General features: G+C 59.7%; 21 protein-coding genes. 16 read left to right on the plus strand and 5 right to left on the minus strand.

Annotated elements, in window-relative coordinates:
- Positions 1–55 precede the first annotated feature (55 nt).
- Positions 56–616, minus strand: a complete 561-nt coding sequence (locus tag M2394_RS07005; RefSeq protein WP_003171731.1) for a response regulator transcription factor — start codon at positions 614–616, stop codon at positions 56–58.
- The gene (locus tag M2394_RS07010) at positions 609–1871 is read right to left on the minus strand and encodes an ATP-binding protein (protein ID WP_176995111.1); all 1263 of its coding nucleotides are present in this window, start codon (positions 1869–1871) and stop codon (positions 609–611) included. The genes M2394_RS07005 and M2394_RS07010 overlap by 8 nt, the downstream gene beginning before the upstream one ends.
- Positions 1872–2077: 206 nt before the next feature.
- Between M2394_RS07010 and M2394_RS07015 the strand changes: the two genes are divergently transcribed.
- The 11 genes from M2394_RS07015 (at position 2078) to M2394_RS07065 (ending at position 18524) form a co-directional block, all read left to right on the plus strand.
- Complete coding sequence (locus M2394_RS07015) at positions 2078–2791, plus strand: SIMPL domain-containing protein (RefSeq protein WP_178919089.1); 714 nt, start codon at positions 2078–2080, stop codon at positions 2789–2791.
- Positions 2792–2977: 186 nt separating this feature from the next.
- A complete protein-coding gene (locus tag M2394_RS07020; protein ID WP_259171957.1) occupies positions 2978–5788 on the plus strand; it encodes a dermonecrotic toxin domain-containing protein in 2811 nt (936 codons plus the stop codon).
- A gap of 132 nt (positions 5789–5920) precedes the next feature.
- Positions 5921–7522: an ABC transporter substrate-binding protein gene (locus tag M2394_RS07025; RefSeq protein WP_178919093.1), complete on the plus strand. Its 1602-nt coding sequence runs from the start codon at positions 5921–5923 to the stop codon at positions 7520–7522.
- 258 nt (positions 7523–7780) lie between these two features.
- Positions 7781–9409: an ABC transporter substrate-binding protein gene (locus tag M2394_RS07030; RefSeq protein WP_259171958.1), complete on the plus strand. Its 1629-nt coding sequence runs from the start codon at positions 7781–7783 to the stop codon at positions 9407–9409.
- A gap of 304 nt (positions 9410–9713) precedes the next feature.
- Entirely contained in the window at positions 9714–11318 is a 1605-nt protein-coding gene (locus tag M2394_RS07035; protein WP_259171959.1) for an ABC transporter substrate-binding protein, read from the plus strand.
- 172 nt (positions 11319–11490) lie between these two features.
- Complete coding sequence (locus M2394_RS07040) at positions 11491–12888, plus strand: OprD family outer membrane porin (protein WP_178919098.1); 1398 nt, start codon at positions 11491–11493, stop codon at positions 12886–12888.
- Positions 12889–12968: 80 nt separating this feature from the next.
- Positions 12969–14567: an ABC transporter substrate-binding protein gene (locus M2394_RS07045; RefSeq protein WP_259171960.1), complete on the plus strand. Its 1599-nt coding sequence runs from the start codon at positions 12969–12971 to the stop codon at positions 14565–14567.
- A gap of 74 nt (positions 14568–14641) precedes the next feature.
- Positions 14642–15652: an ABC transporter permease subunit gene (locus tag M2394_RS07050; protein WP_176995119.1), complete on the plus strand. Its 1011-nt coding sequence runs from the start codon at positions 14642–14644 to the stop codon at positions 15650–15652.
- Positions 15653–15662: 10 nt separating this feature from the next.
- Positions 15663–16574, plus strand: a complete 912-nt coding sequence (locus M2394_RS07055; RefSeq protein WP_176995120.1) for an ABC transporter permease subunit — start codon at positions 15663–15665, stop codon at positions 16572–16574.
- A 10-nt stretch (positions 16575–16584) separates the two neighbouring features.
- A complete protein-coding gene (locus M2394_RS07060) occupies positions 16585–17553 on the plus strand; it encodes an ABC transporter ATP-binding protein (RefSeq protein WP_178919104.1) in 969 nt (322 codons plus the stop codon).
- Complete coding sequence (locus M2394_RS07065; RefSeq protein ID WP_016971590.1) at positions 17553–18524, plus strand: peptide ABC transporter ATP-binding protein; 972 nt, start codon at positions 17553–17555, stop codon at positions 18522–18524. Before M2394_RS07060 ends, M2394_RS07065 begins: the two co-directional genes overlap by 1 nt.
- 109 nt (positions 18525–18633) lie before the next feature.
- Here M2394_RS07065 and M2394_RS07070 read toward each other — a convergent pair whose 3' ends face one another.
- The 3 genes from M2394_RS07070 to M2394_RS07080 form a co-directional block, all read right to left on the minus strand.
- On the minus strand, positions 18634–18894 hold the full coding sequence (locus M2394_RS07070) for a hypothetical protein (protein ID WP_178919105.1): 261 nt from the start codon (positions 18892–18894) through the stop codon (positions 18634–18636).
- A gap of 97 nt (positions 18895–18991) precedes the next feature.
- The gene (locus M2394_RS07075) at positions 18992–19237 is read right to left on the minus strand and encodes a hypothetical protein (RefSeq protein WP_176995123.1); all 246 of its coding nucleotides are present in this window, start codon (positions 19235–19237) and stop codon (positions 18992–18994) included.
- 259 nt (positions 19238–19496) lie between these two features.
- Positions 19497–21080, minus strand: coding sequence for a peptide chain release factor 3 (locus M2394_RS07080; RefSeq protein WP_025856262.1), 1584 nt, complete (start codon positions 21078–21080; stop codon positions 19497–19499).
- A 454-nt stretch (positions 21081–21534) separates the two neighbouring features.
- Between M2394_RS07080 and M2394_RS07085 the strand changes: the two genes are divergently transcribed.
- From M2394_RS07085 to M2394_RS07105, 5 genes are all read left to right on the plus strand, one after another.
- Positions 21535–22287, plus strand: a complete 753-nt coding sequence (locus M2394_RS07085; protein ID WP_256349799.1) for an ABC transporter permease — start codon at positions 21535–21537, stop codon at positions 22285–22287.
- A 9-nt stretch (positions 22288–22296) separates the two neighbouring features.
- Positions 22297–23190 carry a glycine betaine ABC transporter substrate-binding protein gene (locus M2394_RS07090; RefSeq protein WP_178919107.1) on the plus strand — a complete coding sequence of 298 codons (894 nt, stop codon included), beginning with the start codon at positions 22297–22299 and terminating at the stop codon, positions 23188–23190.
- Positions 23191–23202: 12 nt separating this feature from the next.
- Positions 23203–23856, plus strand: coding sequence for an ABC transporter permease (locus tag M2394_RS07095; RefSeq protein ID WP_016971596.1), 654 nt, complete (start codon positions 23203–23205; stop codon positions 23854–23856).
- Positions 23853–25010, plus strand: coding sequence for a betaine/proline/choline family ABC transporter ATP-binding protein (locus tag M2394_RS07100; RefSeq protein WP_135307767.1), 1158 nt, complete (start codon positions 23853–23855; stop codon positions 25008–25010). The genes M2394_RS07095 and M2394_RS07100 overlap by 4 nt, the downstream gene beginning before the upstream one ends.
- A 478-nt stretch (positions 25011–25488) precedes the next feature.
- Positions 25489–26652 carry a type III PLP-dependent enzyme gene (locus M2394_RS07105; protein ID WP_176995125.1) on the plus strand — a complete coding sequence of 388 codons (1164 nt, stop codon included), beginning with the start codon at positions 25489–25491 and terminating at the stop codon, positions 26650–26652.
- The last annotated feature ends 57 nt before the right edge of the window (positions 26653–26709 follow it).

Below are 26709 nucleotides of genomic sequence, written 5' to 3' on the forward strand. Positions count from 1 at the left end.
ACACCCATGGGACGGTATCGGCTGTGGTCGCGCAAAAGGCACTAGCCGATACCGTTCAGCGGCGTACCGGACGCTTTTGCAGTTTGCGCTGCAAAGTGCGGCGATGCATACCCAGGGCCCGGGCGGTGGCGGAGATATTGCCTTCGTGCTCGGTCAGCACGCGCTGGATGTGTTCCCACTGCAGGCGGTCCACCGACATCGGGTTTTCCGGCACCAGGGTGTCGAGGTCGGCGTGCTCGGAGAGCAAGGCAGCGAGCACGTCATCGGCGTCGGCCGGCTTGCACAGGTAGTTGCAGGCGCCACGCTTGATCGCCTCGACGGCCGTGGCAATGCTGGAATAACCGGTGAGGATCACCACGCGCATTTCCGGGTCGAGTTCCAGCAATTTGGGCAGTAGTACCAGGCCTGAGTCGCCGTCCATCTTCAGGTCGAGCGCGGCGTAGTCCGGCAGGTCGGCCTGGGCGATGGTCAGGCCTTCTTCGGCAGAACCTGCGGTGCTTACGCGAAAACCGCGACGGCTCATGGCGCGCGCCATCACCCGGGTAAAGGTGGCGTCGTCATCTACCAGCAGCAGGTGCGGCAGTTCTTCGCCTTCGACTTGGATCTCGTCACTCATCGATATCTCCTCGTGCGACACGGGGCAGGCGCAGCTCGGTGAGCGTGCCGCCTTCCTCATGACTATAGAGCTTCACTGAGCCGCCCGCGCGGGTCACGCTGGCCTTGCTCAAGAACAGGCCCAGGCCGAAGCCTTTGCCCTTGGTGGTAAAGAAGGGTTTGCCGATCTGCTCGGCAATGGCCAGCGGCACGCCCGCGCCGTGGTCACGAATACTGATGGTGACGTTTTCCGCGTCCCAATCCAGTTGTACACCCAACCCTTCGGGGCAAGCGTCGGCTGCATTGTTCAGCAGGTTGAGCAATGCCTGGGTCAGGTCGGGCGGCGGTGCCATGCGCGGCACAGTGCCCTGCCCTAATAGATGAAAACGATAGCTGGCTTCGGGGCGCATCAGGTGCCAGCGGTTCAGGGCCTCGTCGAGCCACTGGGTCACGTCCTGCATCTCCACCGCCAGGCGGCGATTGGCTTCGGCGGCGCGCACCAGTTGCTGCAAGGTCTGCTTGCACTGCTTGACCTGTTCGCGCAGCACGCCGAGGTCCTCTTGCAACACAGGGTCGTGATGGTCCTGGGTCATTTCGTTGAGCAACACGCTCATGGTCGCCAGCGGTGTGCCCAGTTCATGAGCAGCGCCGGCAGCCTGAGTGGCGACGGCCAACAGTTGCTGGTCGCGCAGGCCCTCTTCGCGGCGGATGGCGCGCAATTCTTCCTGGCGGCGCAGCTCTTCAGCCATGCGCGCGGCAAAGAAGGTGATGACCGCGGCAGATAGGGCAAAGCTCAGCCACATCCCGTAGATCTGCAGGTTTTCCCGGGCGATGGGGAAAGTTTGCAGTGGGTAGAAGCGTGCCAGCAACAGGGTGTACAGCGTCAGGGCAATGCCCGACAGCACCACCGAATAGCGCCACGGCAACGTCACGGCGGCGATGGTCAGGGGCACCAGGTAATAGGAGACGAACGGGTTGGTGGAGCCACCGGAGAAATATAGCAACACACTGTGGATAAACAGGTCGCAGGCCAACTGCAGGGCGTACTCCAGCTCGGTGACCGGCCAGGTGGTGCGCAACCGGATCGCGGTAAACACACAAAGCACGATGGAGAAACCCAGGGTCACGCCCAGTTGCAGCCATGGCAGCGGCAACAGGTCGAACCAATAGGCAAGCCCGACGGAACCGGCCTGTGCGGCCAGCACCAGGGTGCGGATGAACGTCAGGCGCCAGAGGTTCTGGCGGGTGGCGGAAGTCAGTTTTACGGCGGCGAGCATGAGCTCTCCCGGTGAGCGCTGCAGGCGGATCGGCAGGAGTATAAACGAAGCAGGCCCCCTGCCACGGCCTGTGTGGCTCTTTGACGCAGGCCGGGCAAATGACCGTTCGTCGGCACCGCCACAACTTGTAGGTAATGTGTAAACCCGAAGAACCCGATGTCACCGTCTACAGTCATACCGAACACGCACACCCCCAAGGAGCTTCCATGTCTCGTTTCACTCGCAGTGCAGCCGTTATCACCCTCGGCGTCGCCACCCTTGCCAGCCTCCCCGCCCTGGCCGCCGAAGGCCTGAACTACAACCAGATTTCCCTGCGCGCCGAGGTCAGCCAGGAGGTTGCCCGCGACAAGATGATCGTGACCCTCTACACCGAATCCCAGAACAGCGACCCGGCCAAGCTCGCCGCTGAAATCACCAACACCCTGAACAAGGCTCTTGGCGAAGCCCGCGAAGTCAAAGGCGTGACCCTGCGCCAGGGCAGCCGCAACAGCTACCCGATCTACGACAACAAGAACCAGAAGATCACCGGCTGGCGTGAGCGCGCCGAACTGCGCCTGGAAAGCGCGGACTTCCCGGCGCTGTCCAAGCTCACCGGCGAATTGCTGAACACCCTGAAAATGGAAAACATGGACTTCGCCATCGCCGACGCCACGCGCAAGGCCAGCGAAGATGCGCTGCTCAAAGACGCCGTCGCCGCCTTCAAGGCCCGCGCGCAACTGGCAACCGACGCGCTAGGCGGCAAGGGTTACAAGATCGTCAACCTGAACTTCAACACCAACGGCTACCCGATGCCCTACGCGCGCAATGGCGGGATGATGATGAAAGCCGCCATGGCCGATTCGGCGCCCACGCCTGAAGTGGAAGCCGGCACCAGCCAGGTCAATATGAGTGCCGATGGTGTGATTGAAGTACTGCAATAAACGTTTCTAGGTATCAACGAAAACGGCGCGGCCTCAGGTACGCGCCGTTTTTTTTGGAGTAGCGCGCCAACCGCAAACATGAGGGGTAACAGACGAAGGGGAACGCCTGCAAACACATATCCCACACAAGTATCGGAATCTTAAACGGCGAGGGATACGCATAACTGCTCCAGAGATCGATACCCGATGATAACAACTACGCACAACACCCCTGCTTTCCAACCACTCCAAGTCAATAATCGTACCCAGCCGCCACAAGCAGCTGCTGAACTGCCACGCAAAAAAAGCCCAAAACGACGCAACCATCACCAACCGTTGATCCCGGGGCTGCCTTACAACCCTGCCGTAGACCGCTATGTCGGCCGTGCTACCGAGGGTTTCAAGACAGCCAGCCAAAGCACATCAGAAATCATACGGGCCGAACTGAAAAAGCGCTGGGGCAAGGACATTGACCCGGACAATACCTTCATCACCACCTTCAACTACGACCCCAAGCTGCGAAAACCGCCTGGGGGGAAAGTCTTGAACCAAATCAGCCTGACCGACGCCGCATTGCACAACATGCGCCACAAGAACAAACACAATGAGCACCAGACGGCCGACGAAAAAGCGCAGTCGACCTTGCACAAATGGATCAATAGGCTCGCGCCCCTGGCCGCGGCGCCCATCGCCATCTACAACATCGTCCACAAGCTCAACGAACCCAAGACCTATGAGGGCATATTTGTCGGCCCCCAACCCGGTGGTCGCCAGGTCTACAACTCGACCACCCAACTTGCGCAAACGCCCGCCACCTTTCGCGACATCGTGTGGAACACCGAACTGAGCAAGCCCTACGCCGAGTTCCTCAACGGTTTTTGGTCAGCGCATGAGCAAAAGTACGCCCAACTGAGCAAGGCCGCCTTCGTCGGCGCCGCCCTGGCGCAATTTGACAACGACAGCCTCAGCGAAAGCGACGTGAGCCTGGCCATGCGCGCAGCAGGCCTGCCAACAGACAAAACCTGGTCGGGCATGACCCTCAACGACCTGGACGCCGCCACACAAAAAGACCCTAACGTAGAAACCGGCCTGCTGAAGATCAATGGCTTCAAGTCCACGGATTTGATGTACATCACCGACAAGCAGACCAAAACCACCCTGCTGCACATCCCCGGCAACTCGTCGCCGATTCATCGTTTCGACAGCCAGGAGCAGATGAAGAACTGGCTGGCCGAGCAAGCCGCCGACCCTGTGAAACGCGAAGCCTTGTCGATGCATTTTCCACTGCGCGATCAAGCCGACCGGACACTGTCCGAGGGCGTCAACCAAACCCTGGTAGGCCTCAGCGGGTGGCCGAAAAAGGATGCATCGGATGCCGGTGTGCTGGAGCGACTGAACCAGTACAACCCGCAAACCTTCATCACGACCGAGCCTCTCGACGAAGACCCGTTCAAGGCCATGACCACGCGGCAAAAAGAACGCTCCTATGCCGATGCAGAAACCCAAATCACCACCGACGGTGACGTCACTAAGACAACGATCCTGGAGGCACTGGAAACAGCGACCAAGGTTGCCGTGCTGATGACTCCACTGGCCTTGGTCATGCCCGAAGTGGCGGCTGCCCTTGAGGTGTTTTACCTGGCCTCCGGCGCGGCTGAAGTCGGGATCGGCGCGGACAATATCAAGCATGGCAAACCGGGTGGTACTGACCAAGTAGTGTTCGGCGTATTGAATGCACTGCCGGCTGTGGTCGGGGGCGCGGACAGAGTGGTCAAGGGGCTTGAAACGGGAGGAGTCGCGACGGGTAAAGTCGTGGATGAAGCCGCCGAGACACCCGTGATAAAACCTGTTGAGTCGCCCCCCAAGGGCCCGGTTGGCGTTGAGCCCGTAGTTGATCGCATCCTCCCGTCGCAGTCGTCGGACATCAGTGCTAACGCCGTGCCCAATGGCGAGCAATTGATTGAAGGTGCTACCCGCAATTCAAAAGGTATATACCAGGTCAAAAACGGTACTGGCGCGGACCGGTGGCTTATTCGCTACAACCACGCGACCGGCCAACCAAAGGTGTATGAAATTCGCAGTGACTTCAAACTGCGCGACGACTATGTACAGATCATTGACCCTGAGACACGCAAGCCGGTGATGACCGTGCACTCTACCGCCGACGGTGAGTGGGCCCGCGAGATTGGCCAGGGGGGCGCGCGCAAGTGGCCATGGCAGCGAACGCCGTCGCCAACCCCGAGTGACGAGTTGAAGTCACCACCAAAACTTTCAGACCTGTTCGTGGAAGGTGACGGATCAAAAATGGAGGGCACAGCGCCCTTGGACGATTACTTCGAGTTCGACAAAAACACGGACTACGTACTGTCCTCGGTCGGCTATGAAGAAAACGCCGTCATCAAGAAACGCCTGTATGTTTCCTGGACCCTCGAGGAAAAAAATTATGCCGTACTACCCGCTGAGAAGGCAGGTCCCTCCGACTATGGTTCAAATGATTACTCACACAACTTCATCAACGACATCAATCGTGATCGCTACACGGTAGAAATAAACGTTTCCGGCAAAAAAACGCAGCACCCCCTGACCAGTGCGGCGAAGAGTGAGCCTGACATAAAAACGGACAAGATCAATCAACTCGAACAGCTCATTCCAGCCCCCGAACTGCGCACCCTCATTTCCGAGGTTGCGCACCAGGGATCGATGGAGCCCGCGATGAAAGACTTTCTGGGTTACAGCCTGAGTAATGGGGACCTGAAAAAAGGAATACTGATCAATGACACCTTCATCGCGAATGATGTTTCGAAGTACCACATCGAATATGACCCAGCGAACAACGTCACGCGCGTGACTTCCGCTGGCGAATATCGTCTCAGCCGCCCGGATGAAGGCAAGTTGGGCAATGTAAAAATAACCATCAGCAGAACATTCACTATTCATCACACTGGCAATGTGGAGACCCCCTATGTCCTCGACAAGAACGCACCGACCAAAATAGAAGTTGCAGTTACCCCCTCTTAATTATTGATGACCGATGAGGGCTAAATCAGAGAGCTCTATCGGCCCCTGTCAGATAAACGCGAACGGCGGTAACCTCGGTTCCGCCGTTTTCGTTTGGACGGCTTTTATAAGCCTGCCACTTCAGGGGTCTCCATGGAAAGAATCGCCTTCAAACCGCTCCTCCTGGCTGCAGGCCTGCTGGCTTTCATGCCGATGGCCCACGCGGCCACTGCCCTGGTCTACTGCTCCGAAGCCAGCCCTGCCGGTTTCGACCCCAGCCAGTACACCAGCGGCACCGATTTTGATGCTTCCGCCGAAACCGTGTTCAACCGCCTGACCCAGTTCAAGCGCGGCGGTACCGAAGTCGAACCTGGCCTGGCCACGCGCTGGGACATTTCCAAAGACGGCCTGACCTACACCTTCCACCTGCGCGATGGCGTCAAGTTCCACACCACCGATTTCTTCACCCCTACCCGCGACTTCAACGCGGATGACGTGTTGTTTACCTTCAATCGCCTGCTGGACGCCGAGAGTCCGTTCCGCAAGGCGTACCCGTCCGAGTCGCCGTACTTTACCGACATGGGCTTGAACACCACGATCAAGAACATCGAAAAACTCGATGACCACACCGTGCGCTTCAACCTGAACAACGTCGATGCGTCGTTCGTGCAGAACCTGGCCATGAGTTTCGCCTCGGTGCAGTCGGCCGAGTACGCCGCGCAGCTATTAAAGGAAGGCAAAGCCGAGGACATCAACCAAAAACCCGTCGGCACCGGGCCGTTCGTGTTCAAGCGTTACCAGAAAGACTCGCAGATTCGCTACGCGGCCAATAAACAATATTGGAAGCCCGAGGACGTGAAGCTCGACAACCTGGTGTTCGCCATCACCCCGGACGCCGCCGCACGCCTGCAGAAACTCAAGGCCGGCGAATGCCAGGTCAGTGGTTACCCGCGCCCCTCTGACATTGAAGTAATGAAGCAGGACCCGAACCTGCGCGTGCTGCAACAGGCCGGTTTCAACCTGGGCTTCCTCGCCTACAACGTGACCCATCCGCCACTGGACCAGCTCAAGGTACGCCAGGCCCTGGACATGGCGATCGACAAGCCGGCGATCATCAAGGCCGTGTACCAGAGCGCCGGACAATTGGCGCAGAACGCCCTGCCTCCGGCGCAGTGGTCTTATGACCCCAACATCAAGGATGCGCCCTACGACCCGACCAAGGCACGGGCGCTACTAAAAGAAGCAGGGGTTGCACCTGGTACCACCATCAACCTCTGGGCGATGACCGTGCAGCGTGCCTCCAACCCGAACGCGCGGATGTCGGCACAAATGATCCAGCAGGATTGGGAGAAGGTCGGGATCAAAGCCAACATCGTCAGCTATGAGTGGGGCGAATACATCAAGCGCGCCAAGAATGGCGAGCACGATGCAATGATTTATGGCTGGACCGGAGACAATGGCGACCCCGATAACTGGCTCGGCGTGCTCTACAGTTGTGCCGCGGTCAAGGGCAGCAACTACGCCAAGTGGTGTAACCCGGCCTACGACAAACTGGTGCAGCAGGCTAAGGTCAGCAACGACCGTGACCAGCGCATCAAGTGGTATCAACAGGCGCAGAAAATCCTTAAGGAACAAGTACCTATAACGCCTATTGCGAACTCGACGGTTTTCCAGCCACTTCGCAAGGAAGTACGCGACTTCAAAATCAGCCCGTTTGGCCTGACGCCCTTCTATGGCGTGAGTCTAGATAAGTAACAGCAACGCCCCAACCGAGTGCGCTAGACGCCTCGGTTGGTCTTTTTTGGTGCGTCTCGTGCACCGAAAAAAACCTCTATATATATGCATTTATGTACAAACTTTCATAAATGCGACATTCCTGTACGTTCGTACCACACTTTCATCCTTGCAAGGGTTCAGCATCTTGCATTGGGTATGGCCCCTGCATAAGTATCCGCAGGTCGACTCACGAGGTCGCCCTCACTACCAAAAATGACAACAAATCATGAGGCCAACATGCTTAAACACGCAGTCCTTCCGCTTTTAGTTAGCGCTGGCCTTATGGCCGCAGCTCCTTTTGCCCACGCGGCGACTAACCTGGTGTTCTGCTCCGAAGGGAGCCCGGCCGGTTTTGACCCAGGCCAGTACACCACCGGAACAGACTTCGATGCCTCGGCCGAAACCGTGTTCAACCGCTTGAGCCAGTTCGAACGTGGCGGCACCGCCGTGGTTCCTGGCCTGGCCACCCGTTGGGACGTTTCCCCGGATGGCCTGACGTACACCTTCCACCTTCGTGAAGGCGTCAAGTTCCACACCACCCCGTATTTCAAGCCGACTCGTGAATTCAATGCCGATGACGTGCTCTTCACGTTCAACCGCATGATCAACAAGGACGACCCGTTCCGCAAAGCCTACCCCACCGAGTTCCCGTACTTCTCCGACATGGAGATGGACAAGAACATCAAGAACATCGAGAAAGTCGATGACCACACCGTCAAGTTCACCCTTGGCACCGTGGACGCCGCTTTCATCCAGAACCTGGCAATGAGCTTCGCTTCCATCCAGTCGGCCGAATACGCCGCCCAGCTGTTGAAGGAAGGCAAGGCCGCAGACATCAACCAGAAGCCAATCGGCACTGGCCCGTTCGTGTTCAAGAGCTACCAGAAAGACTCCAACATCCGTTTCACCGGCAACAAGGATTACTGGAAGCCTGAAGACGTCAAGGTCGACAACCTGATCTTCTCGATCTCCACCGACGCCTCGGTGCGTATCCAGAAGCTGAAGAAAAACGAGTGCCAGATCACAGCCTATCCTCGCCCGGCGGACATCAAGCCCCTGGAAGCGGACAAGGACATGAAGATGCCGCACCAAGCGGGCTTCAACCTCGGCTACATCGCCTACAACGTGATGCCTGTGCTCAAGGGCCAGACCACGCCAAACCCATTGGCTGACCTGCGCGTTCGCCAAGCCTTGGACATGTCGGTGAACAAGCAGCAGATCATCGACTCCGTGTACCAGGGAGCAGGCCAACTGGCGGTCAACGCCATGCCGCCGACCCAATGGTCCTACGACACCACCATCAAGGATGCCAAGTACGACCCAGCCAAGGCGCGGGAACTGCTCAAGGAAGCGGGCATCAAGGAAGGCACCGAGATCACCCTGTGGGCGATGCCGGTTCAGCGTCCGTACAACCCGAACGCCAAGCTGATGGCTGAGATGCTGCAGAGTGACTGGAAACAGATCGGCCTGAAGGTCAACATCGTGAGCTACGAGTGGGGCGAGTACATCAAGCGTTCCAAAGGTGGCGAGAACCAGGCCATGATCATTGGCTGGAGCGGTGACAATGGTGACCCGGACAACTGGCTGGGCACCCTCTTCGCCTCTTCGGCGTTGAACGGTAACAACTTCTCCAAGTTCACCAACAAGCAGTACGACGACCTGATCAGTCAGGCCAAGTCGACCACGGACGTCGCCAAGCGCACTGAACTGTACAAACAGGCGCAGCAACTCCTCAAGAAAGAACTGCCTTACACACCTATCGCGCACTCGACGGTGTATCAACCCATGCGCAACACCGTGCAGGACTTCAAGATCAGCCCGTTTGGCTTGAACTCCTTCTACGGCGTTAGCGTCAGCGGCAAGTAAGGATCGATGACGGCGACGCTTCATAGCGTCGCCGTTATTGCATCCGCCTAGACCGTAGGAATCAGACCACGCCCGCACTCATTGTTGTCCTACAGCAATGAACTGCGATCTGCGGCTCCGCTGCCTACAAGGTCAGTCAGATTTGATGCATTTACTGCAAGGTCCACGACCCATAACGTCGCAGGACAGCAGAGGCTTCAGTCTGAGAAAGGCACTTGCTGTGTGTGGGATCAGTGATGTCCCCAGGCTGTACGCCTGGGTGATTGCTCGCTGATGACAAATACAACTAGGGATCGGGATCGTCATGCGCCATACCACCGTTCTACCTGCACTGTTTGCCGCCAGCCTGCTGGCTGTGGCCACCACCGGCTACGCCGCCGAGAAAAAGAGCCTGGTGTTCTGCTCCGAGGGCAGCCCGGCGGGCTTTGATACTGCGCAGTACACCACCGCCACCGACAACGATGCGGCCGAGCCGCTGTACAACCGCTTGGTTGAATTTGAAAAAGGCGCAACCAACGTGGTGCCAGGCCTGGCGACCAAGTGGGACATTTCGCCAGATGGCCTGACCTACACCTTTCACCTGCGTGAAGGGGTGAAATTCCATAGCAACAAGGAATTCAAGCCGACGCGCGACTTCAATGCCGACGACGTGCTGTTCACCTTCAACCGCATGCTTGACCCCGAACACCCGTTTCGCAAGGCCTACCCCACCGAGTTTCCGTACTTCAACGGGATGAGCCTGAACAAGAACATTGCCAAGGTCGAGAAAATCGACCCGCACACCGTGGTGATGACCCTGAACTCGGTCGACGCCGCGTTCGTGCAGAACATCGCCATGAGCTTTGCCGCGATCCTCTCGGCCGAGTACGCCGAGCAGTTGCTCAAGGACGGCAGGCCCAGCGACATCAACCAGAAGCCGATCGGTACCGGTCCGTTTGTGTTCCAGCGTTACCAGAAGGACTCGCAGATCCGCTACGTCGCCAACAAACAGTACTGGGACCCGAGCAAGGTGCAACTGGACCAGTTGATTTTCGCGATCAACACCGACGCCTCGGTGCGTGTACAGAAGCTCAAGGCCAATGAATGCCAGGTGACCCTGCACCCCCGCCCGGCCGACGTCGACGCCCTCAAGGCCGACCCCAACCTGCAACTGCTGACCAAGCCCGGCTTCAACCTCGGGTACATCGCCTACAACGTGCGCCACAAACCCTTCGACCAACTCGAAGTGCGCCAGGCGCTGGACATGGCGGTGAACAAGCAAAGCATCCTGAACGCCGTGTACCAGGGCGCGGGCCAACTGGCGGTCAACGCCATGCCGCCGACGCAGTGGTCCTACGACGACACCATCAAGGACGCCGCCTACAACCCGGAAAAAGCCAAGGAACTGCTCAAGGCGGCCGGCGTGAAGGAAGGCACCGAGATCACTCTGTGGGCGATGCCGGTGCAACGGCCGTACAACCCCAACGCCAAGCTGATGGCTGAAATGCTGCAGAACGATTGGGCCAAGATCGGCTTGAAAGTGAAGATCGTCAGCTACGAATGGGGCGAGTACATCAAGCGCACCAAGAACGGTGAGCACGATATCAGCCTGATCGGCTGGACCGGTGACAACGGTGACCCGGACAACTGGCTGGGCACCCTCTACAGCTGCGACGCCATCGGCGGGAACAACTACTCCATGTGGTGTGACCCGGCGTACGACAAGCTGGTCAAGCAAGCCAAGGTCGTGACCGACCGCGAACAAAGGACTGTTCTGTACAAACAGGCGCAGCAACTGCTCAAGCAGCAGGTGCCCATCACGCCAGTCGCCCACTCGACGGTCAACCAGCCGTTAAGCGCCAAAGTCGAAGGCTTCAAAGTGAGCCCCTTCGGCCGCAACGTATTCTCGGGCGTCAGTATCAACCCATAAGAAAATAACCGGATTGCGCAGGGCGAAGTCTGCCCTGCTGCAAACGTGCAGCCTTTTATTGGGAAATTTCCTACGGCAAACGTTTGCAAAGGCTTGAACGAGTTACACACCCAATAGCCGGTTCACCTAAAAAGACTGGCATTAAAAAAGAGAACCAAAGGAGCTTCATCAAATGAAACTGAGCAGCAAAGCGCTTCTGGCCCTGGCCATCAGCAGCATCACGGCAACCGCCTTCGCTGAAACCCAGAGCCAGGACTTCGTTCCTACCACCCTGGCCGGCACCAGCGCCCAAAGCGAGGCCAAAGGCTTTATCGACGGTCAAAGCCTGGGCGGTACAACGCGTAACTGGTTCTCCAGCGAGAATAAATTCCGTGGTCAGCGTTTCTCCTACGAGAAGCACGGTCAAACGCGCACCGACGCGAACCGTACCAACTGGGTACAAGGCACCATCCTCAACTACTCCTCGGGCTTCACCCAAGGCACCGTAGGCGTGGCAACTGAAGTGGCGGCCTACAACGCCGTGGTGCTGGACCGCAGCAAGCGCGACATCAAGGGCGGCTCCAACCGTACCCTGGCTGACTCCGACGGTGACGCAGTAGGCCAGTGGAGCAAACTGGGCCTGGCTAACGTCAAGTTCCGTGTGTCTAACACCACCTTGACCGCCGGTCGCCAGAACTTCAGCAGCGGCATCGTCGACACCATCGGTAACCGTGCCCTGCCTTCGAGCTTTGAAGGTGTGAGCTTCAACAGCGAAGAGTTCAGCAACCTGTCCTTCCAGGGCGGCGTGTTCGATCGCGTGTCCCCACGTACCGAGCAGAGCCTGTCGAAATTCCGTTCCGAGTACGGCAACGGCCAGGAAACTGACAAGGTCAACACCTTCGGCGTTAACTATCAGCCGTTCAAGAGTCTGAAAACCAGCCTCTTCGCCGCCAACGTCGAAGACTTCTGGAACCAGTACTACTTCGGCGCAACCCACGAATTGGGTGATGCTCAGACCCTGGCACTGACCACCGGCCTGAACTACTACAAAACCACCGATACCGGCAAAAAGCTGATGGGGAATATCGATAACGATACCTACTCCCTGTCCCTGGGCCTGACTCACCAAGCCCACAGCCTGACCTTCTCCTACCAGGCGATCAACGGTAACGAGTACTTCGATTACCTGCACGAAACCAACGGCATCTACCTGGCCAACTCCCTGACGTCCGACTTTAACGGACCGAACGAGAAGTCCTTCCAGGTTGCCTACGGCCTGAACATGGCTGAGTACGGCGTGCCAGGCTTGAAGTTCAACGTGTACTCGGCTCGCGGCTGGGGCATCGACGGTACTCACTACACCGGCACCGCCTACGGCGAAGCTGGCAAATCGCGTAGCGACCTGCGCCTGATGGACGGCGAAACCCACCAGGAATACGGTGTTGGCGCGTCGTACGCCCTGCAAAGCGGCCCGCTCAAGGCCACCACCATCCGTGGCACTTACGTCACTCACCGTGCCAGCGCCCAACAGGCTGACGGCAACATCCGTGAGTTCCGTCTGGTGACCACCATCCCGTTCAACATTCTTTAATTAGCGCCAGGTAGACGGCGGGCTCAGGACGAGCCTGCCGTCTACGCTTGTCTGGTTCAATCGATTGCAGAGGGCTCTGAATGAAAATGCTCCCACTCCAAGCCGCCATGGCCGCTGCGCTGCTGAGCGTTGCGATCGGCGTTTCGGCCAAACCACTGGTGGTCTGCACCGAAGCCAGCCCGGAAGGCTTCGACCCGGTCCTGTACACCACGGCCGTCACCGCTGACGCCGCCGCTGAAACCATGTTCAACCGCCTGGTGGACTTCAAGCCCGGCACCACCGAAGTGATCCCCGCACTGGCCAAGGCCCTGCCGGAGATCAGCGCCGATGGCCTGACCTACACCTTTCACCTGCGTGACGACATCAAGTTCCACACCACCGACTACTTCAAACCCACGCGCAACCTGAACGCCGACGACGTGCTCTGGAGCTTCCAGCGCCAGCTGGACCCGAATCACCCGTGGCACAAAAAGTCCAGCGTGGGCTTCCCGTACTTTGAAAGCATGGGCTTCAAGGAACTGCTCAAGAGCGTAGAAAAGACCGACGATCACACCGTGGTCTTCACCCTGACCCGTCCTGAAGCACCGTTCTTGGCCGACCTGGCCATGGCGTTTTCCTCGATCCACTCCGCCGAATACGCCGACCAGTTGCTCAAGTCCGGCAAGACCGACGACCTGAATGCCAAGCCGATCGGCACCGGCCCGTTCATCTTCACCCGCTACGCCAAGGACGCCCAGGTGCGCTTCAAGGCCAACCCGGATTACTTCCGTGGCAAGCCGCCGGCTGACCCACTGATCCTGGCGATTACCACCGACAACAACGTGCGCCTGCAGAAGCTCAAGGCCAACGAGTGCCAGATCGCGCTGTACCCCAAGCCCGATGACGTGCCGAGCGTCAAGGCCGACCCGAACCTGAAGGTCGATGAACTGGCGGCGATGACCACCAGCTACACCGCACTGAACACCACCCACAAGTACATGAGCGACGCGCGGGTGCGCCACGCGATCAACATCGCCTTCGACAAGGCCGGCTACACCGAAGCCCTGTACGGCAAAGGCAATGCCGTGGTCGGCACCGGCCCTTACCCGCCGACGCTGCTGGGCTTCAACGACCAGTTGAAGAACCCGCCACGCGACCTGGACAAGGCCCGCGCCCTGCTCAAGGAAGCCGGCGTACCGGAAGGCACTGAGTTCACCCTGTTCACCCGCAACGGTGGCGGCCCGACCAACCCCAACCCGATGCTCGGCGCCCAGCGCATGCAGGCGGACCTGGCGCAGATCGGCCTGAAAGTGAATATCAAAGTCATGGAATGGGGCGAAATGCTCAAGCGTGCTAAAAACGGTGAGCACGACATGGTTTCAGCCGGCTGGGCCGGGGATAACGGGGACCCGGATAACTTCCTTACCCCGAACCTGAGTTGCGATGCTGCCAAAAACGGCGAAAACTACGCCCGCTGGTGTAACAAAGAGTTTCAAGACTTGATCGACAAGGCGCGTGCCATCGCTGAACCTGGCCAGCGCGCTGAACTCTATCAACAAGCCCAGGAGGTTTTCGAGAAAGACCAACCCTGGATTCCAATGGCGTATCCGAAAATGTTCACCGCCATGCGCAAAAACGTCGAGGGTTATACCCAAAGCCCTCTGACCACAAATAACTTCGCCACCACCCAGGTGAAGTAAATAAGAGACGCTCGGCACCGTCGACACTGATGGTGCCGGACCTGCCTAACCGGCTGATTGAGGTACACAACAAGATGTTTAGTTTTATTGCCCGCCGATTGGGGTTATTGATCCCCACGTTCTTCGGCATCACGTTGCTCACGTTTGCGTTGATACGCATGATCCCTGGCGACCCCGTTGAAGTCATGATGGGCGAGCGGCGCGTCGACCCCGAGATGCACGCACAGGCAATGGAACGCCTTGGCCTTAACAAGCCGCTGTATGCGCAATACCTGGATTACGTCGGCAAGCTGGCCCAGGGCGACCTTGGCGAGTCCCTGCGTACCCGTACCAGCGTGTGGACCGAGTTCACCGCACTGTTCCCCGCGACCCTGGAACTGTCCATGGCCGCCCTGTTGTTCGCCGGCGTCCTGGGCCTGTTGGCCGGGGTGATCGCGGCACTCAAGCGAGGATCCCTGTTCGACCATGGGGTGATGGGCATCTCCCTGGCGGGGTATTCGATGCCGATCTTCTGGTGGGGCCTGATCCTGATCATGTTCTTCTCGGTGAGCCTGGGCTGGACCCCGGTGTCCGGGCGGATCGACCTGCTCTACGACATCGAGCCGCGCACCGGCTTCATGCTGATCGACACCCTGCTGGCTGACGAGCCGGACGCGTTCTTCGACGCCCTGCACCACCTGATCCTGCCGGCCATCGTGCTCGGCACCATCCCGCTGGCCGTGATCGCGCGGATGACCCGTTCGTCGATGCTCGAAGTGCTGCGCGAAGACTACATCCGCACCGCCAAGGCCAAAGGCCTGTCGCCGGCGCGCGTGGTGTTCGTGCACGGCCTGCGTAACGCGCTGATCCCGGTACTGACCGTGGTCGGCCTGCAAGTCGGTACCCTGCTGGCCGGTGCGGTCCTGACCGAAACCATCTTCTCGTGGCCCGGCATCGGCAAATGGCTGATCGAAGCCATTGGCGCGCGGGACTACCCGGTGGTGCAAAACGGCATTTTGCTGATCGCCTGCCTGGTGATCCTGGTGAACTTCGTGGTGGATATCCTCTACGGCTTCGCCAACCCACGCATCCGTCACCAGCGCTGAGATCATGACCATGACCACACCTACCCAAGCGTCGGCAGTCGATCAAAGCCTGCTGTACCCGTCCCCATACAAAGAATTCTGGCAAGCCTTTTCCAAGAACAAAGGCGCGGTTGCCGGCCTGCTGTTCATGCTGCTGATCGTGTTCTGTGCAATTTTCGCCCCGTGGGTCACCCCGCATAACCCGAGCGAGCAGTACCGCGACTTCCTGCTGACCCCACCGGCCTGGCTGGAAGGCGGGCAGATGCAATTCTTGCTGGGCACCGACGAACTGGGCCGTGACTTGCTCTCGCGCCTGATCCAGGGCTCGCGCCTGTCGTTGCTGATCGGCTTGTCGTCGGTGGTGATGTCGCTGATCCCGGGCATCCTGCTGGGCTTGTTCGCCGGGTTCTTCCCGCGTTTGCTCGGCCCGACCATCATGCGGTTGATGGACATCATGCTGGCCCTGCCGTCGCTGCTGCTGGCTGTCGCGATTGTCGCGATCCTCGGCCCTGGCCTGATCAACACTGTGATTGCGATTGCGATCGTGTCCCTGCCGTCCTATGTCCGCCTGACCCGCGCTGCGGTGATGGGCGAACTGAACCGCGACTACGTGACGGCCGCCCGCCTCGCCGGCGCCGGCCTGCCACGCCTGATGTTCATCACCGTGCTGCCCAACTGCATGGCACCGCTGATCGTGCAGGCCACCTTGAGCTTCTCTTCGGCGATTCTCGATGCCGCCGCACTGGGCTTCCTGGGCCTTGGCGTACAACCGCCAACCCCTGAGTGGGGCACCATGCTGGCTTCGGCCCGCGACTACATCGAACGCGCCTGGTGGGTCGTGAGCCTGCCTGGCTTGACCATTTTGCTCAGCGTGCTGGCAATCAACTTGATGGGTGACGGCCTGCGCGACGCGCTGGACCCGAAACTCAAGAACGCCGCCTGAGGAGATTCCCATGTCACTGTTAGAAATCAAGAATCTCAACGTGCGCTTTGGCGACAAGACCGCCGTGCCGGTGGTCGATGGCCTGGACCTGTCGGTCGACAAAGGCGAAGTACTGGCAATCGTTGGCGAGTCGGGCTCGGGTAAATCCGTGACCATGATGGCGCTGATGGGCCTGATCGAGCACCCCGGCATTGTCACCGCCGACTCGCTGACCTTCGACGGCAAGGACATGCTCAAGCTGAGCAGCCGCCAGCGTCGCCAGATCGTCGGCAAGGACCTGGCCATGGTCTTCCAGGACCCGATGACCGCGCTGAACCCGAGCTACACCGTGGGTTTCCAGATTGAAGAAGTGCTGCGCCTGCACCTGAAAATGTCTGGCAAGCAAGCCCGCAAGCGGGCCATCGAGCTGTTGGAAAAAGTGGAGATCCCGGGCGCTGCCAGCCGTATGGATGCCTACCCGCACCAACTGTCCGGCGGTATGAGCCAGCGTGTGGCCATCGCCATGGCAATTGCCGGCGAGCCAAAACTGCTGATCGCGGACGAACCGACCACCGCGTTGGACGTCACGATCCAGGCGCAGATCATGGAACTGCTGCTGGCCTTGCAGAAAGAACAGAACATGGGCTTGGTGCTGATCACCCACGACCTCGCCGTCGTGGCGGAAACCGCCCAGCGCGTGTGTGTGATGTACGCCGGCCAAGCCGTGGAAGTCGGCCAGGTGCCACAGTTGTTCGACATTCCGGCACACCCGTACAGCGAAGCCCTGCTCAAGGCGATCCCCGAGCACAGCCTGGGCGCCACGCGCCTGGCCACGCTGCCGGGTATTGTTCCGGGTCGTTATGACCGCCCGCAGGGTTGTCTGTTGTCGCCGCGCTGCCCGTATGTGCAGGAGTCCTGCCGCGCCCAGCGCCCGGGCCTTGATCCAAAAACCAACAGCCTTGCGCGCTGCTTCTACCCCTTGAACCAGGAGGTGGCGTAATGGCCGTCGTTCTTACCGCCCGCGACCTCACCCGTCACTACGAAGTGTCCCGTGGCCTGTTCAAGGGCCATGCCACCGTGCGTGCTCTCAATGGGGTGTCGTTCGAACTGGAAGCCGGCAAGACCCTCGCCGTGGTAGGCGAGTCGGGTTGCGGCAAATCCACCCTGGCCCGCGCGCTCACGCTGATTGAAGAGCCGTCGTCGGGCTCCTTGAAAATCGCCGGCCAGGAAGTGGCCGGCGCCGACAAGGCCCAGCGCAAGCAATTGCGCAAAGACGTGCAGATGGTGTTCCAGAGCCCGTACGCCTCGCTGAACCCACGGCAGAAAGTCGGTGATCAACTCGGCGAGCCGCTGCTGATCAACACCAACCTGTCCGCTGCCGAACGCCGCGAAAAAGTGCAGGCAATGATGAAGCAAGTGGGCCTGCGCCCCGAGCATTATCAGCGCTACCCGCACATGTTCTCCGGCGGTCAGCGCCAGCGCATCGCCCTGGCCCGCGCCATGATGCTGCAACCGAAGGTGTTGGTGGCGGATGAGCCGACCTCGGCACTCGATGTGTCGATCCAGGCCCAGGTGCTCAACCTGTTCATGGACCTGCAGCAGGAATTCAACACGGCCTACGTGTTCATCTCCCACAACCTGGCAGTGGTGCAGCACGTTGCCGACGACGTGATGGTGATGTACCTCGGCCGCCCGGTGGAAGTCGGTCCAAAGGAAGACATCTACGCGCGCCCGCTGCACCCGTACACCCAGGCGTTGCTGTCGGCCACCCCGACCATCCACCCGGACCCGAACAAGCCGAAGATCAAGATCGTCGGCGAGCTGCCCAACCCGCTGAACCCGCCGCCTGGCTGCGCCTTCCACAAGCGTTGCCCGTACGCGACCGCGCGTTGCAGCAGCGAAGAGCCGCAGTTGCGCGCTTTGGATAACCGCCAAGTGGCTTGCCACTACGCGGAGCAGTTCGTGGCCTGAACCGCCACAAAAATGCCCCGGGTGTTGAGCCCGGGGCATTGTATGAGTTCTACCGCCCCTCCCGTCGGATTGCGCATCAGTCCGGTAGGTGGGGCTTTTTTATAGCGCCTTATGTATCGCTGTCACCTTCGGTGTCATCGTCATCTGGCGGCGCTTGCTGGTCGTCATCATCCTTTGAGCCGCCCTGGTCTTCGTCACCGGGCTCCGACTCGCTCTTGGCCAGTTGCAAACCACCGGCCTGCGCCGTCTTCGCCGCCACAAAACCCGGCGCCTGGCTCTGCACGGCCGCATTGGCCCATGCAGACGAAACGCCCAGCGATAACATCACCAACACTTTCAGCAACAGCACTACACGTTGAAAGATAGTCATGGTCGATTTCCGTCCAGTCAGTGAATCACGTACGCCGGCATTCCGCCGTCGCTGTGGATTAAGCTAGTTCCGATCCCGGGTTTGCGCCAATCACGCCTCAGGTATCGCCATCATCGTAGGTTTCGCTGTCTTCCCCCTCGTTGTAAGGGTTTTCTGCATCCTCCTTCGGCGCCGGTTGAGCCTGGGGCTGCCAGCTGCCGGAGTTGACCTCGTTTTGTTTACGTTTGGTGACCGGGCCGGTGTCCTTCCACTGAGGGGTGCCTGCACCCGCCAGCGCCCAGGAGGCGGACAACCCCAAGACGCCCAGCAGCACCAGTTGAATGGCGCGTCGAGTTAAACGCATCAGGAACTCCTATTCCGTCGGTGAATCGGTGAAATATGTGAACGCTAGACCGGATGCGCGCTTAGCGCCAATGCTGCGGACTGAATGAAGATCAACATGTGGGAGCGGGCTTGCTCGCGAATAGGCCGTGTCAGTCACTGAATTTGCGCCTGATACACCGCATTCGCGAGCAAGCCCGCTCCCACAGTTTTGGGTTTGTGGTGGGCATGAAAAAGGGCGAAGCCATCACAGCTTCGCCCTTTTCTGTACCGCCCGGACCTTAGTGGTGCTCGCGGGTCGCGCGGAATTTCACATCCGGCCAGCGCTCTTCCATCAGCGCCAGGTTGACCCGGGTTGGCGCCAGGTAGGTCAGGTGACCACCGCCGTCGAGCGCGAGGTTTTCCACGGCCTTGTTGGAGAACTCTTCCAGCTTCTTCTTATCGCTGCACTCGATCCAGCGCGCGGAGTACACGGTGATCGGCTCGTAGGAGCATTCGACCTTGTATTCCTCTTTCAGGCGGCTGGCCACCACATCGAACTGCAGCACACCGACGGCACCGAGGATGATGTCGTTGCTGCGCTCAGGGAAGAACACCTGGGTAGCGCCCTCTTCCGCGAGCTGCTGCAAACCTTGGCGCAACTGCTTGGATTTGAGCGGATCACGCAGGCGTACGCGGCGGAACAGTTCCGGGGCGAAGTGCGGGATACCGGTGAAGCCCAGCGCTTCGCCTTCGGTGAAGGTGTCGCCGATCTGGATGGTGCCGTGGTTGTGCAGGCCGATGATGTCGCCGGCGTAGGCCTCTTCGAGCTGTTCACGCTCGGAAGAGAAGAACGTCAGGGCGTCGCCGATGCGCACGTCCTTGCCGGTGCGCACGTGGCGCATCTTCATGCCTTTTTCGTATTTGCCGGAGCAGATACGCATGAAGGCGATACGGTCGCGGTGCTTGGGGTCCATGTTCGCCTGGATCTTGAACACGAAACCCGAGAACTTCTCTTCCACCGGTTCCACGGTGCGCTCGTTGGCGACACGGGCCAATGGACGCGGCGCCCAGTCCACCACGGCGTCGAGCACGTGGTCGACGCCGAAGTTGCCCAGGGCGGTGCCGAAGAACACTGGAGTCAACTGGCCGTCGAGGAATTCCTGCTGGTTGAACTCATGGCAGGCGCCCTGCACCAGTTCCAGCTGGTCGACGAAACGATCGTACTCGTCACCCAGGTGGGCGCGGGCTTCGTCCGAGTCAAGTTTCTCGATGATCTTGGTTTCGGTGCGCTCGTGACCGTGGCCGGCGGTGTAGACAATGATGTAGTCGTCGGCCAGGTGGTACACGCCTTTGAAGTCGCGGTAGCAACCAATCGGCCAGGTGATCGGCGCGGCCTTGATCTTCAGGACGGCTTCGATTTCATCGAGCAGCTCGATCGGGTCGCGGATGTCGCGGTCGAGTTTGTTGATGAAGCTGACGATCGGCGTGTCACGCAGACGGCACACGTCCATCAGCGCGATGGTCCGTGGCTCGACACCTTTACCGCCGTCGAGGACCATCAATGCCGAGTCAACCGCAGTCAGGGTGCGGTAGGTGTCTTCGGAGAAGTCTTCGTGGCCCGGGGTGTCGAGCAGGTTGACCATGTGGTCGCGATACGGGAACTGCATGACCGACGTGGTAATGGAAATACCCCGTTGCTTTTCCATTTCCATCCAGTCGGAGGTGGCATGGCGGTCGGACTTGCGGGATTTCACCGTGCCGGCCACCGCGATTGCCTTGCCCATCAGCAACAGCTTCTCGGTGATGGTGGTTTTACCGGCATCGGGGTGGGAAATAATGGCGAAAGTGCGGCGTTTCGCGACTTCGGCGGCCTGGTGGGTCATGGGAAATCGCCTGGCAGGTGAGTCAAAAAAGGGCGGCGAGTATAGCGCAAACCCCGGGCGCCGGACCACCGCTCACCCGATTGGGGGTGGCTAAATGCTGCCAAGTATGGAACCTTTTAAAAGGTCGAGACGTCCACTCCCCTGCTACCGCACTCGGAACAGGGGCTGATAAATCAGCAAGTTAGCCTGACGAGGCTGCGCTCATGGCTCGATCGCATACCGCGTTGCCGGTATCGGCGAGCTGCTTTTCGCGAACCTATTCGCCGACAGCCAGGAATGGCATGTGGCGCGTGTGGCGAGTTTTGCGTGCCCAGATTCGAGCGTCAGAAGTTCATAGCCAAGGCGCTGTGACGAGTCATAGCCCGCTATGGCGAGGAACAGCAACGCAGGATATGAGCTTCTGGCGCCGAAGATGGGCGCGCAAAACTCGCCACACGCGCCACCTAGCTCGGGAATGTGTTCGCCGACAAAAGAAAAAAGGAGTCCGCCTGTGGCTATTCGCTATGGCAAAGGGCTGATAGGAGGCGTGGTTGTCGTCGCGCTCCTGGCCCTGCTGGTCCACTGGATCGGCATCAACACGATCGAACTGTACCGCGACGATTTGTTGTTTTACCTGCAAGCTCACCTGATCCTCGTTCTTGTCTCCATGCTGGCTGCCCTCGTTGTAGGGATCCCCGCCGGTATCCTGCTCAGCCGACCGAACATGGTCGGGCGCGCAGAACGCTTCATGCAGATCTTCAACATCGGCAACACCGTCCCTCCCCTGGCCGTACTGGCCATCGCCCTCGGCGTCCTCGGCATCGGCAGTGGCCCGGCCATCTTCGCGCTGTTCCTCGCCTCCCTCCTGCCCATCGTGCGCAACACCTACGAAGGCCTGAAAAACGTCCAGGGCTCCCTCAAAGAAGCCGCCACCGGCATCGGCATGACGCCGCGCCAGGTGCTGTTTCGCGTGGAACTGCCCAACGCCGTGCCGATCATCATCGGCGGTGTGCGCGTGGCCCTGGCGATCAACGTGGGTACCGCCCCCCTGGCGTTCCTGATTGGCGCCAACAGCCTGGGCAGCCTGATCTTCCCCGGCATCGCCCTGAACAATCAGCCGCAATTGCTGCTCGGCGCCGCGTGTACCGCGTTGCTGGCCTTGCTGCTCGACGGTCTGGTGACCCTGGCCAGCCGCCTCTGGCTGGAACGCGGGCTGCGGGCGTCTTAAGGAATCGACATGAAAAAACTGACCTTGATACTGAGCTGCGTCCTGCTGTGTGCAGGCTTTGCGCAAGCCGCTGAAAAACCGCTGATCCGCATCGGCGCCCGGGTGTTCACCGAACAGACCCTGCTGGCCGAAATCACCTCCCAGTACCTGCGTACCAAAGGCTACGACACCCGCGTGACCGGCGGCCTGGGCAGCAACCTGGCGCGCAGTGCCCAGGAAAGCGGGCAGCTGGATTTGATCTGGGAATACACCGGCGTGTCGCTGGTGGCCTACAACCATGTCGACGAGAAACTCGACAGTGAACAGTCTTACGCCCGAGTGAAAGAACTCGACGCGAAAAAAGGCCTGGTCTGGCTCTCTCCGTCGCGCTTCAGCAACACCTACGCCCTGGCGCTGCCGGAGAAGGTTGCCGAAGAGCATCCTGAAATCAGCAGCATCAGCGACCTGACGAAGGCCATGGCGGAAAACACCAAAGAAAACCGCCTGGTGGCGCTGGACACCGAGTTCGCCAACCGTTCCGACGGCCTGGCGGGCATGGTCAAGCTGTACGACATGAACCTGACCCGCAAGAACACCCGGCAGATGGACGCTGGCCTGGTCTACACCGCGCTGCGTAATGGCCAAGTGTTTGCTGGCTTGGTCTACACCACCGACGGTCGCCTGAACGCGTTCAAATTGAAGTTGCTGGAAGACGATAAGCACTACTTCCCGGACTACACCGCCGCGCCCGTGGTGCGTCAGGTGTATCTCGACGCCCACCCGGAATTGGCCGCCGACCTCAAGCCGCTGGCCGCGCTGTTCGATGACGAAACCATGCGTCAGTTGAACGCCCGGGTCGACGTCGACCACGAAAGCCCCTCCGCCGTGGCCGCCGATTTCCTGCGCCAGCATCCGATCAACTAACGAGGAGAAGACATGGAATTCCTGAACGCCTTTTCCCATCTTGATTGGGCCCAAGTCCTGCACCTGACCGGGCAGCACATCACCCTGGTCGGCATTGCCGTGATCCTCGCGATCCTCATCGGCGTGCCCCTGGGCATCCTGATGACGCGCTTCCCGACCTTGGCCGGGCCACTGCAAGCCAGCGCGACGGTGCTGCTGACCGTGCCGTCCATCGCCCTGTTCGGCCTGCTGCTGCCGTTCTACTCCAAGTTCGGCCAGGGCCTGGGGCCGATGCCGGCGATCACCGCCGTGTTCCTCTACTCCTTGTTGCCCATCATGCGTAACACCTACCTGGCCCTCACCGGCGTGGAACCGGGCATTCGCGAAGCCGCACGCGGCATCGGCATGACCTTCGGCCAGCGCCTGCGCATGGTCGAGCTGCCGATTGCCGTGCCGGTGATCCTCGCCGGTGTGCGCACCGCCGTGGTGATGAACATCGGCGTGATGACCATCGCCGCCACCATCGGCGCCGGTGGCCTGGGTGTACTGATTCTGGCTTCCATCAGCCGCAGCGACATGTCGATGCTGATCGTCGGCGCCGTGCTGGTCAGTCTCCTGGCCATCTTCGCCGACCTGCTCCTGCAATGGCTGCAACGCTCGCTGACTCCAAAAGGATTGCTCAAATGATCGAACTTCAAAACCTGTCCAAGACCTTTCAAAGCAACGGCAAGACCATCACCGCCGTCAACGATGTCAGCCTGACCGTCAACGAAGGCGAGATTTGCGTGTTCCTGGGGCCTTCGGGCTGCGGCAAGAGCACCACGCTGAAAATGATCAACCGCCTGATCAAGCCGACCTCGGGCAAGATCTTGATCAACGGCGAAGACACTACCGACCTGGACGAGGTGACCCTGCGTCGCAACATCGGCTACGTGATCCAGCAGATCGGCCTGTTCCCGAACATGACCATCGAGGAAAACATCGTGGTGGTGCCCAAGCTGCTGGGCTGGGACAAACAGAAATGCCACGACCGCGCCCGCGAGCTGATGAGCATGATCAAGCTGGAGCCCAAGCAGTACCTGCACCGCTACCCGCGTGAACTGTCGGGCGGCCAGCAACAGCGTATCGGCGTAATCCGCGCGCTGGCGGCCGATGCGCCGTTGTTGCTGATGGATGAGCCGTTCGGCGCAGTCGACCCGATCAACCGCGAGATGATCCAGAACGAATTCTTCGAGATGCAGCGCGCGCTGAACAAGACCGTGATCATGGTCAGCCACGACATCGACGAAGCCATCAAGCTGGGCGACAAGATTGCGATCTTCCGCGCCGGCAAGCTGCTGCAGATCGACCACCCGGACACGCTGCTGGCGCACCCGGCCGACGAGTTCGTCAGCAACTTCGTGGGCCAGGACAGTACCCTCAAGCGCCTGCTGCTGGTGAAGGCCGAAGACGCGGCGGATAACGCACCGTCGGTGAGCCCTGAGACGCCGGTGGCCGATGCCCTGGAACTGATGGATGAGCATGACCGCCGCTATGTGGTGGTCACGTGCGCAGAGAACAAGGCGCTGGGGTACGTAAGACGTCGCGACCTGCACCGTCAGACCGGCACCTGCGGCCAGTACCTGCGTGAGTTCAACGCCACGGCGGCGTATGACGAGCATTTGCGCATCCTGCTGTCGCGCATGTACGAGTTCAATCGCTCGTGGTTGCCGGTGATGGATGCTGAGCGGGTGTTCCTCGGTGAGGTGACGCAGGAGTCGATTGCCGAGTATTTGAGTTCTGGTAAGTCCCGTGGGGGCAAGACCAGTATTGTGTCGCCTGCTGAGACTGCCCTCGCCTGACCTGAAACCACGCGGTCAAAAATGTGGGAGCGGGCTTGCTCGCGAAAGCGGAGTGTCAGTCACTGAATATGTTGACTGATACACCGCTTTCGCGAGCAAGCCCGCTCCCACATTGGGTCTGTGGTGTATCAGGGAAATTCCATCGATTTACCCCATTCGGGGAACATCAATCCGTCACACCGGTCGGTTACATAAGTAGCTGCACGGGTTCCCGCGACGAACGCGTGCAAAAACGCGACATTTTTAGTTGATCTATGGCCCCTCACGTCCTAAAGTTCGCGCCGAACGTCCATGCTGGAAACGATCCATCCGGCTCAAGTACTGACGACGAGACAGCAAGGCCAAGGGAAGCGGTTGATCCCATGGCCTTTTTGCTTTCGGCGACATGCCTTGGGAAGTAGGCGAACCAAAGTGGGGATACGGAGGACGTTCATTTGCACCCATTGATCAATCTAGTTTGCCCTTAGGAGTTCCCAGCATGTCGATTAACGTCGAAGATTATTTCGCGCGCGCCACTTTTGACAAAATGAAGGCGTTCGCCGACACGCAAGAAACCCCGTTCGTGGTGATCGACACCGCGATGATCAGCCAGGCCTACGATGACCTGCGCGCCGGTTTCGAATTCGCCAAGGTCTATTACGCGGTCAAGGCCAACCCGGCCGTCGAGATCATCGACCTGTTGAAAGACAAAGGTTCGAGCTTCGACATCGCCTCGATCTACGAGCTGGACAAAGTACTGGGCCGTGGCGTCAGCCCGGACCGTATCAGCTACGGCAACACCATCAAGAAATCCAAGGACATCCGCTACTTCTTCGAGAAGGGCGTGCGCCTGTTCTCCACCGACTCCGAAGCCGACCTGCGCAACATCGCCAAGGCCGCGCCGGGCTCGAAAGTGTATGTGCGTATCCTCACCGAAGGCTCGACCACCGCTGACTGGCCTCTGTCGCGCAAATTCGGCTGCCAGACCGACATGGCCATGGACCTGCTGATCCTGGCCCGTGACCTGGGCCTGGTGCCTTACGGCATCTCCTTCCACGTGGGTTCGCAGCAGCGCGACATCAGCGTGTGGGACGCGGCGATCGCCAAGGTCAAAGTGATCTTCGAGCGCCTGAAAGAAGAAGACGGCATCCACCTGAAGCTGATCAACATGGGCGGTGGCTTCCCGGCCAACTACATCACCCGCACCAACAGCCTGGAAACCTACGCTGAAGAAATCATCCGCTTCCTCAAGGAAGACTTCGGCGACGACCTGCCGGAAATCATCCTGGAGCCAGGCCGTTCGTTGATCGCCAACGCCGGTATCCTGGTGAGCGAAGTGGTGCTGGTCGCGCGTAAATCCCGCACAGCAGTAGAACGTTGGGTGTACACGGATGTGGGCAAGTTCTCCGGCCTGATCGAAACCATGGACGAAGCCATCAAGTTCCCGATCTGGACCGAGAAGAAAGGCGAGATGGAAGAAGTGGTCATCGCCGGCCCAACCTGCGACAGCGCCGACATCATGTACGAGAACTACAAGTACGGCCTGCCGCTGAACCTGGCCATTGGTGACCGTCTGTACTGGTTGTCGACCGGTGCGTACACCACCAGCTACAGCGCAGTTGAATTCAACGGCTTCCCGCCGCTGAAATCCTTCTACGTCTGATCGTGTAAAAGCCGGCTCCCTGTGGCGAGGGAGCTTGCTCCCGCTGGAGTGCGCAGC

It is taken from the genome of Pseudomonas sp. BIGb0164 (assembly GCF_024810135.1).
GTDB lineage: Bacteria > Pseudomonadota > Gammaproteobacteria > Pseudomonadales > Pseudomonadaceae > Aquipseudomonas.

Coding starts and splice junctions, on each gene's coding strand:
- M2394_RS07095 (WP_016971596.1), top strand. CDS start 23,203: ATGGAATTCCTGAACGCCTTTTCCCATCTTGATTGGGCCCAAGTCCTG.
- M2394_RS07050 (WP_176995119.1), top strand. CDS start 14,642: ATGTTTAGTTTTATTGCCCGCCGATTGGGGTTATTGATCCCCACGTTC.
- M2394_RS07055 (WP_176995120.1), top strand. CDS start 15,663: ATGACCACACCTACCCAAGCGTCGGCAGTCGATCAAAGCCTGCTGTAC.
- M2394_RS07105 (WP_176995125.1), top strand. CDS start 25,489: ATGTCGATTAACGTCGAAGATTATTTCGCGCGCGCCACTTTTGACAAA.
- M2394_RS07090 (WP_178919107.1), top strand. CDS start 22,297: ATGAAAAAACTGACCTTGATACTGAGCTGCGTCCTGCTGTGTGCAGGC.
- M2394_RS07015 (WP_178919089.1), top strand. CDS start 2,078: ATGTCTCGTTTCACTCGCAGTGCAGCCGTTATCACCCTCGGCGTCGCC.
- M2394_RS07035 (WP_259171959.1), top strand. CDS start 9,714: ATGCGCCATACCACCGTTCTACCTGCACTGTTTGCCGCCAGCCTGCTG.
- M2394_RS07070 (WP_178919105.1), bottom strand. CDS start 18,894: ATGACTATCTTTCAACGTGTAGTGCTGTTGCTGAAAGTGTTGGTGATG.
- M2394_RS07020 (WP_259171957.1), top strand. CDS start 2,978: ATGATAACAACTACGCACAACACCCCTGCTTTCCAACCACTCCAAGTC.
- M2394_RS07085 (WP_256349799.1), top strand. CDS start 21,535: ATGTGTTCGCCGACAAAAGAAAAAAGGAGTCCGCCTGTGGCTATTCGC.
- M2394_RS07080 (WP_025856262.1), bottom strand. CDS start 21,080: ATGACCCACCAGGCCGCCGAAGTCGCGAAACGCCGCACTTTCGCCATT.
- M2394_RS07045 (WP_259171960.1), top strand. CDS start 12,969: ATGAAAATGCTCCCACTCCAAGCCGCCATGGCCGCTGCGCTGCTGAGC.
- M2394_RS07060 (WP_178919104.1), top strand. CDS start 16,585: ATGTCACTGTTAGAAATCAAGAATCTCAACGTGCGCTTTGGCGACAAG.
- M2394_RS07010 (WP_176995111.1), bottom strand. CDS start 1,871: ATGCTCGCCGCCGTAAAACTGACTTCCGCCACCCGCCAGAACCTCTGG.
- M2394_RS07005 (WP_003171731.1), bottom strand. CDS start 616: ATGAGTGACGAGATCCAAGTCGAAGGCGAAGAACTGCCGCACCTGCTG.
- M2394_RS07065 (WP_016971590.1), top strand. CDS start 17,553: ATGGCCGTCGTTCTTACCGCCCGCGACCTCACCCGTCACTACGAAGTG.
- M2394_RS07030 (WP_259171958.1), top strand. CDS start 7,781: ATGCTTAAACACGCAGTCCTTCCGCTTTTAGTTAGCGCTGGCCTTATG.
- M2394_RS07025 (WP_178919093.1), top strand. CDS start 5,921: ATGGAAAGAATCGCCTTCAAACCGCTCCTCCTGGCTGCAGGCCTGCTG.
- M2394_RS07075 (WP_176995123.1), bottom strand. CDS start 19,237: ATGCGTTTAACTCGACGCGCCATTCAACTGGTGCTGCTGGGCGTCTTG.
- M2394_RS07040 (WP_178919098.1), top strand. CDS start 11,491: ATGAAACTGAGCAGCAAAGCGCTTCTGGCCCTGGCCATCAGCAGCATC.
- M2394_RS07100 (WP_135307767.1), top strand. CDS start 23,853: ATGATCGAACTTCAAAACCTGTCCAAGACCTTTCAAAGCAACGGCAAG.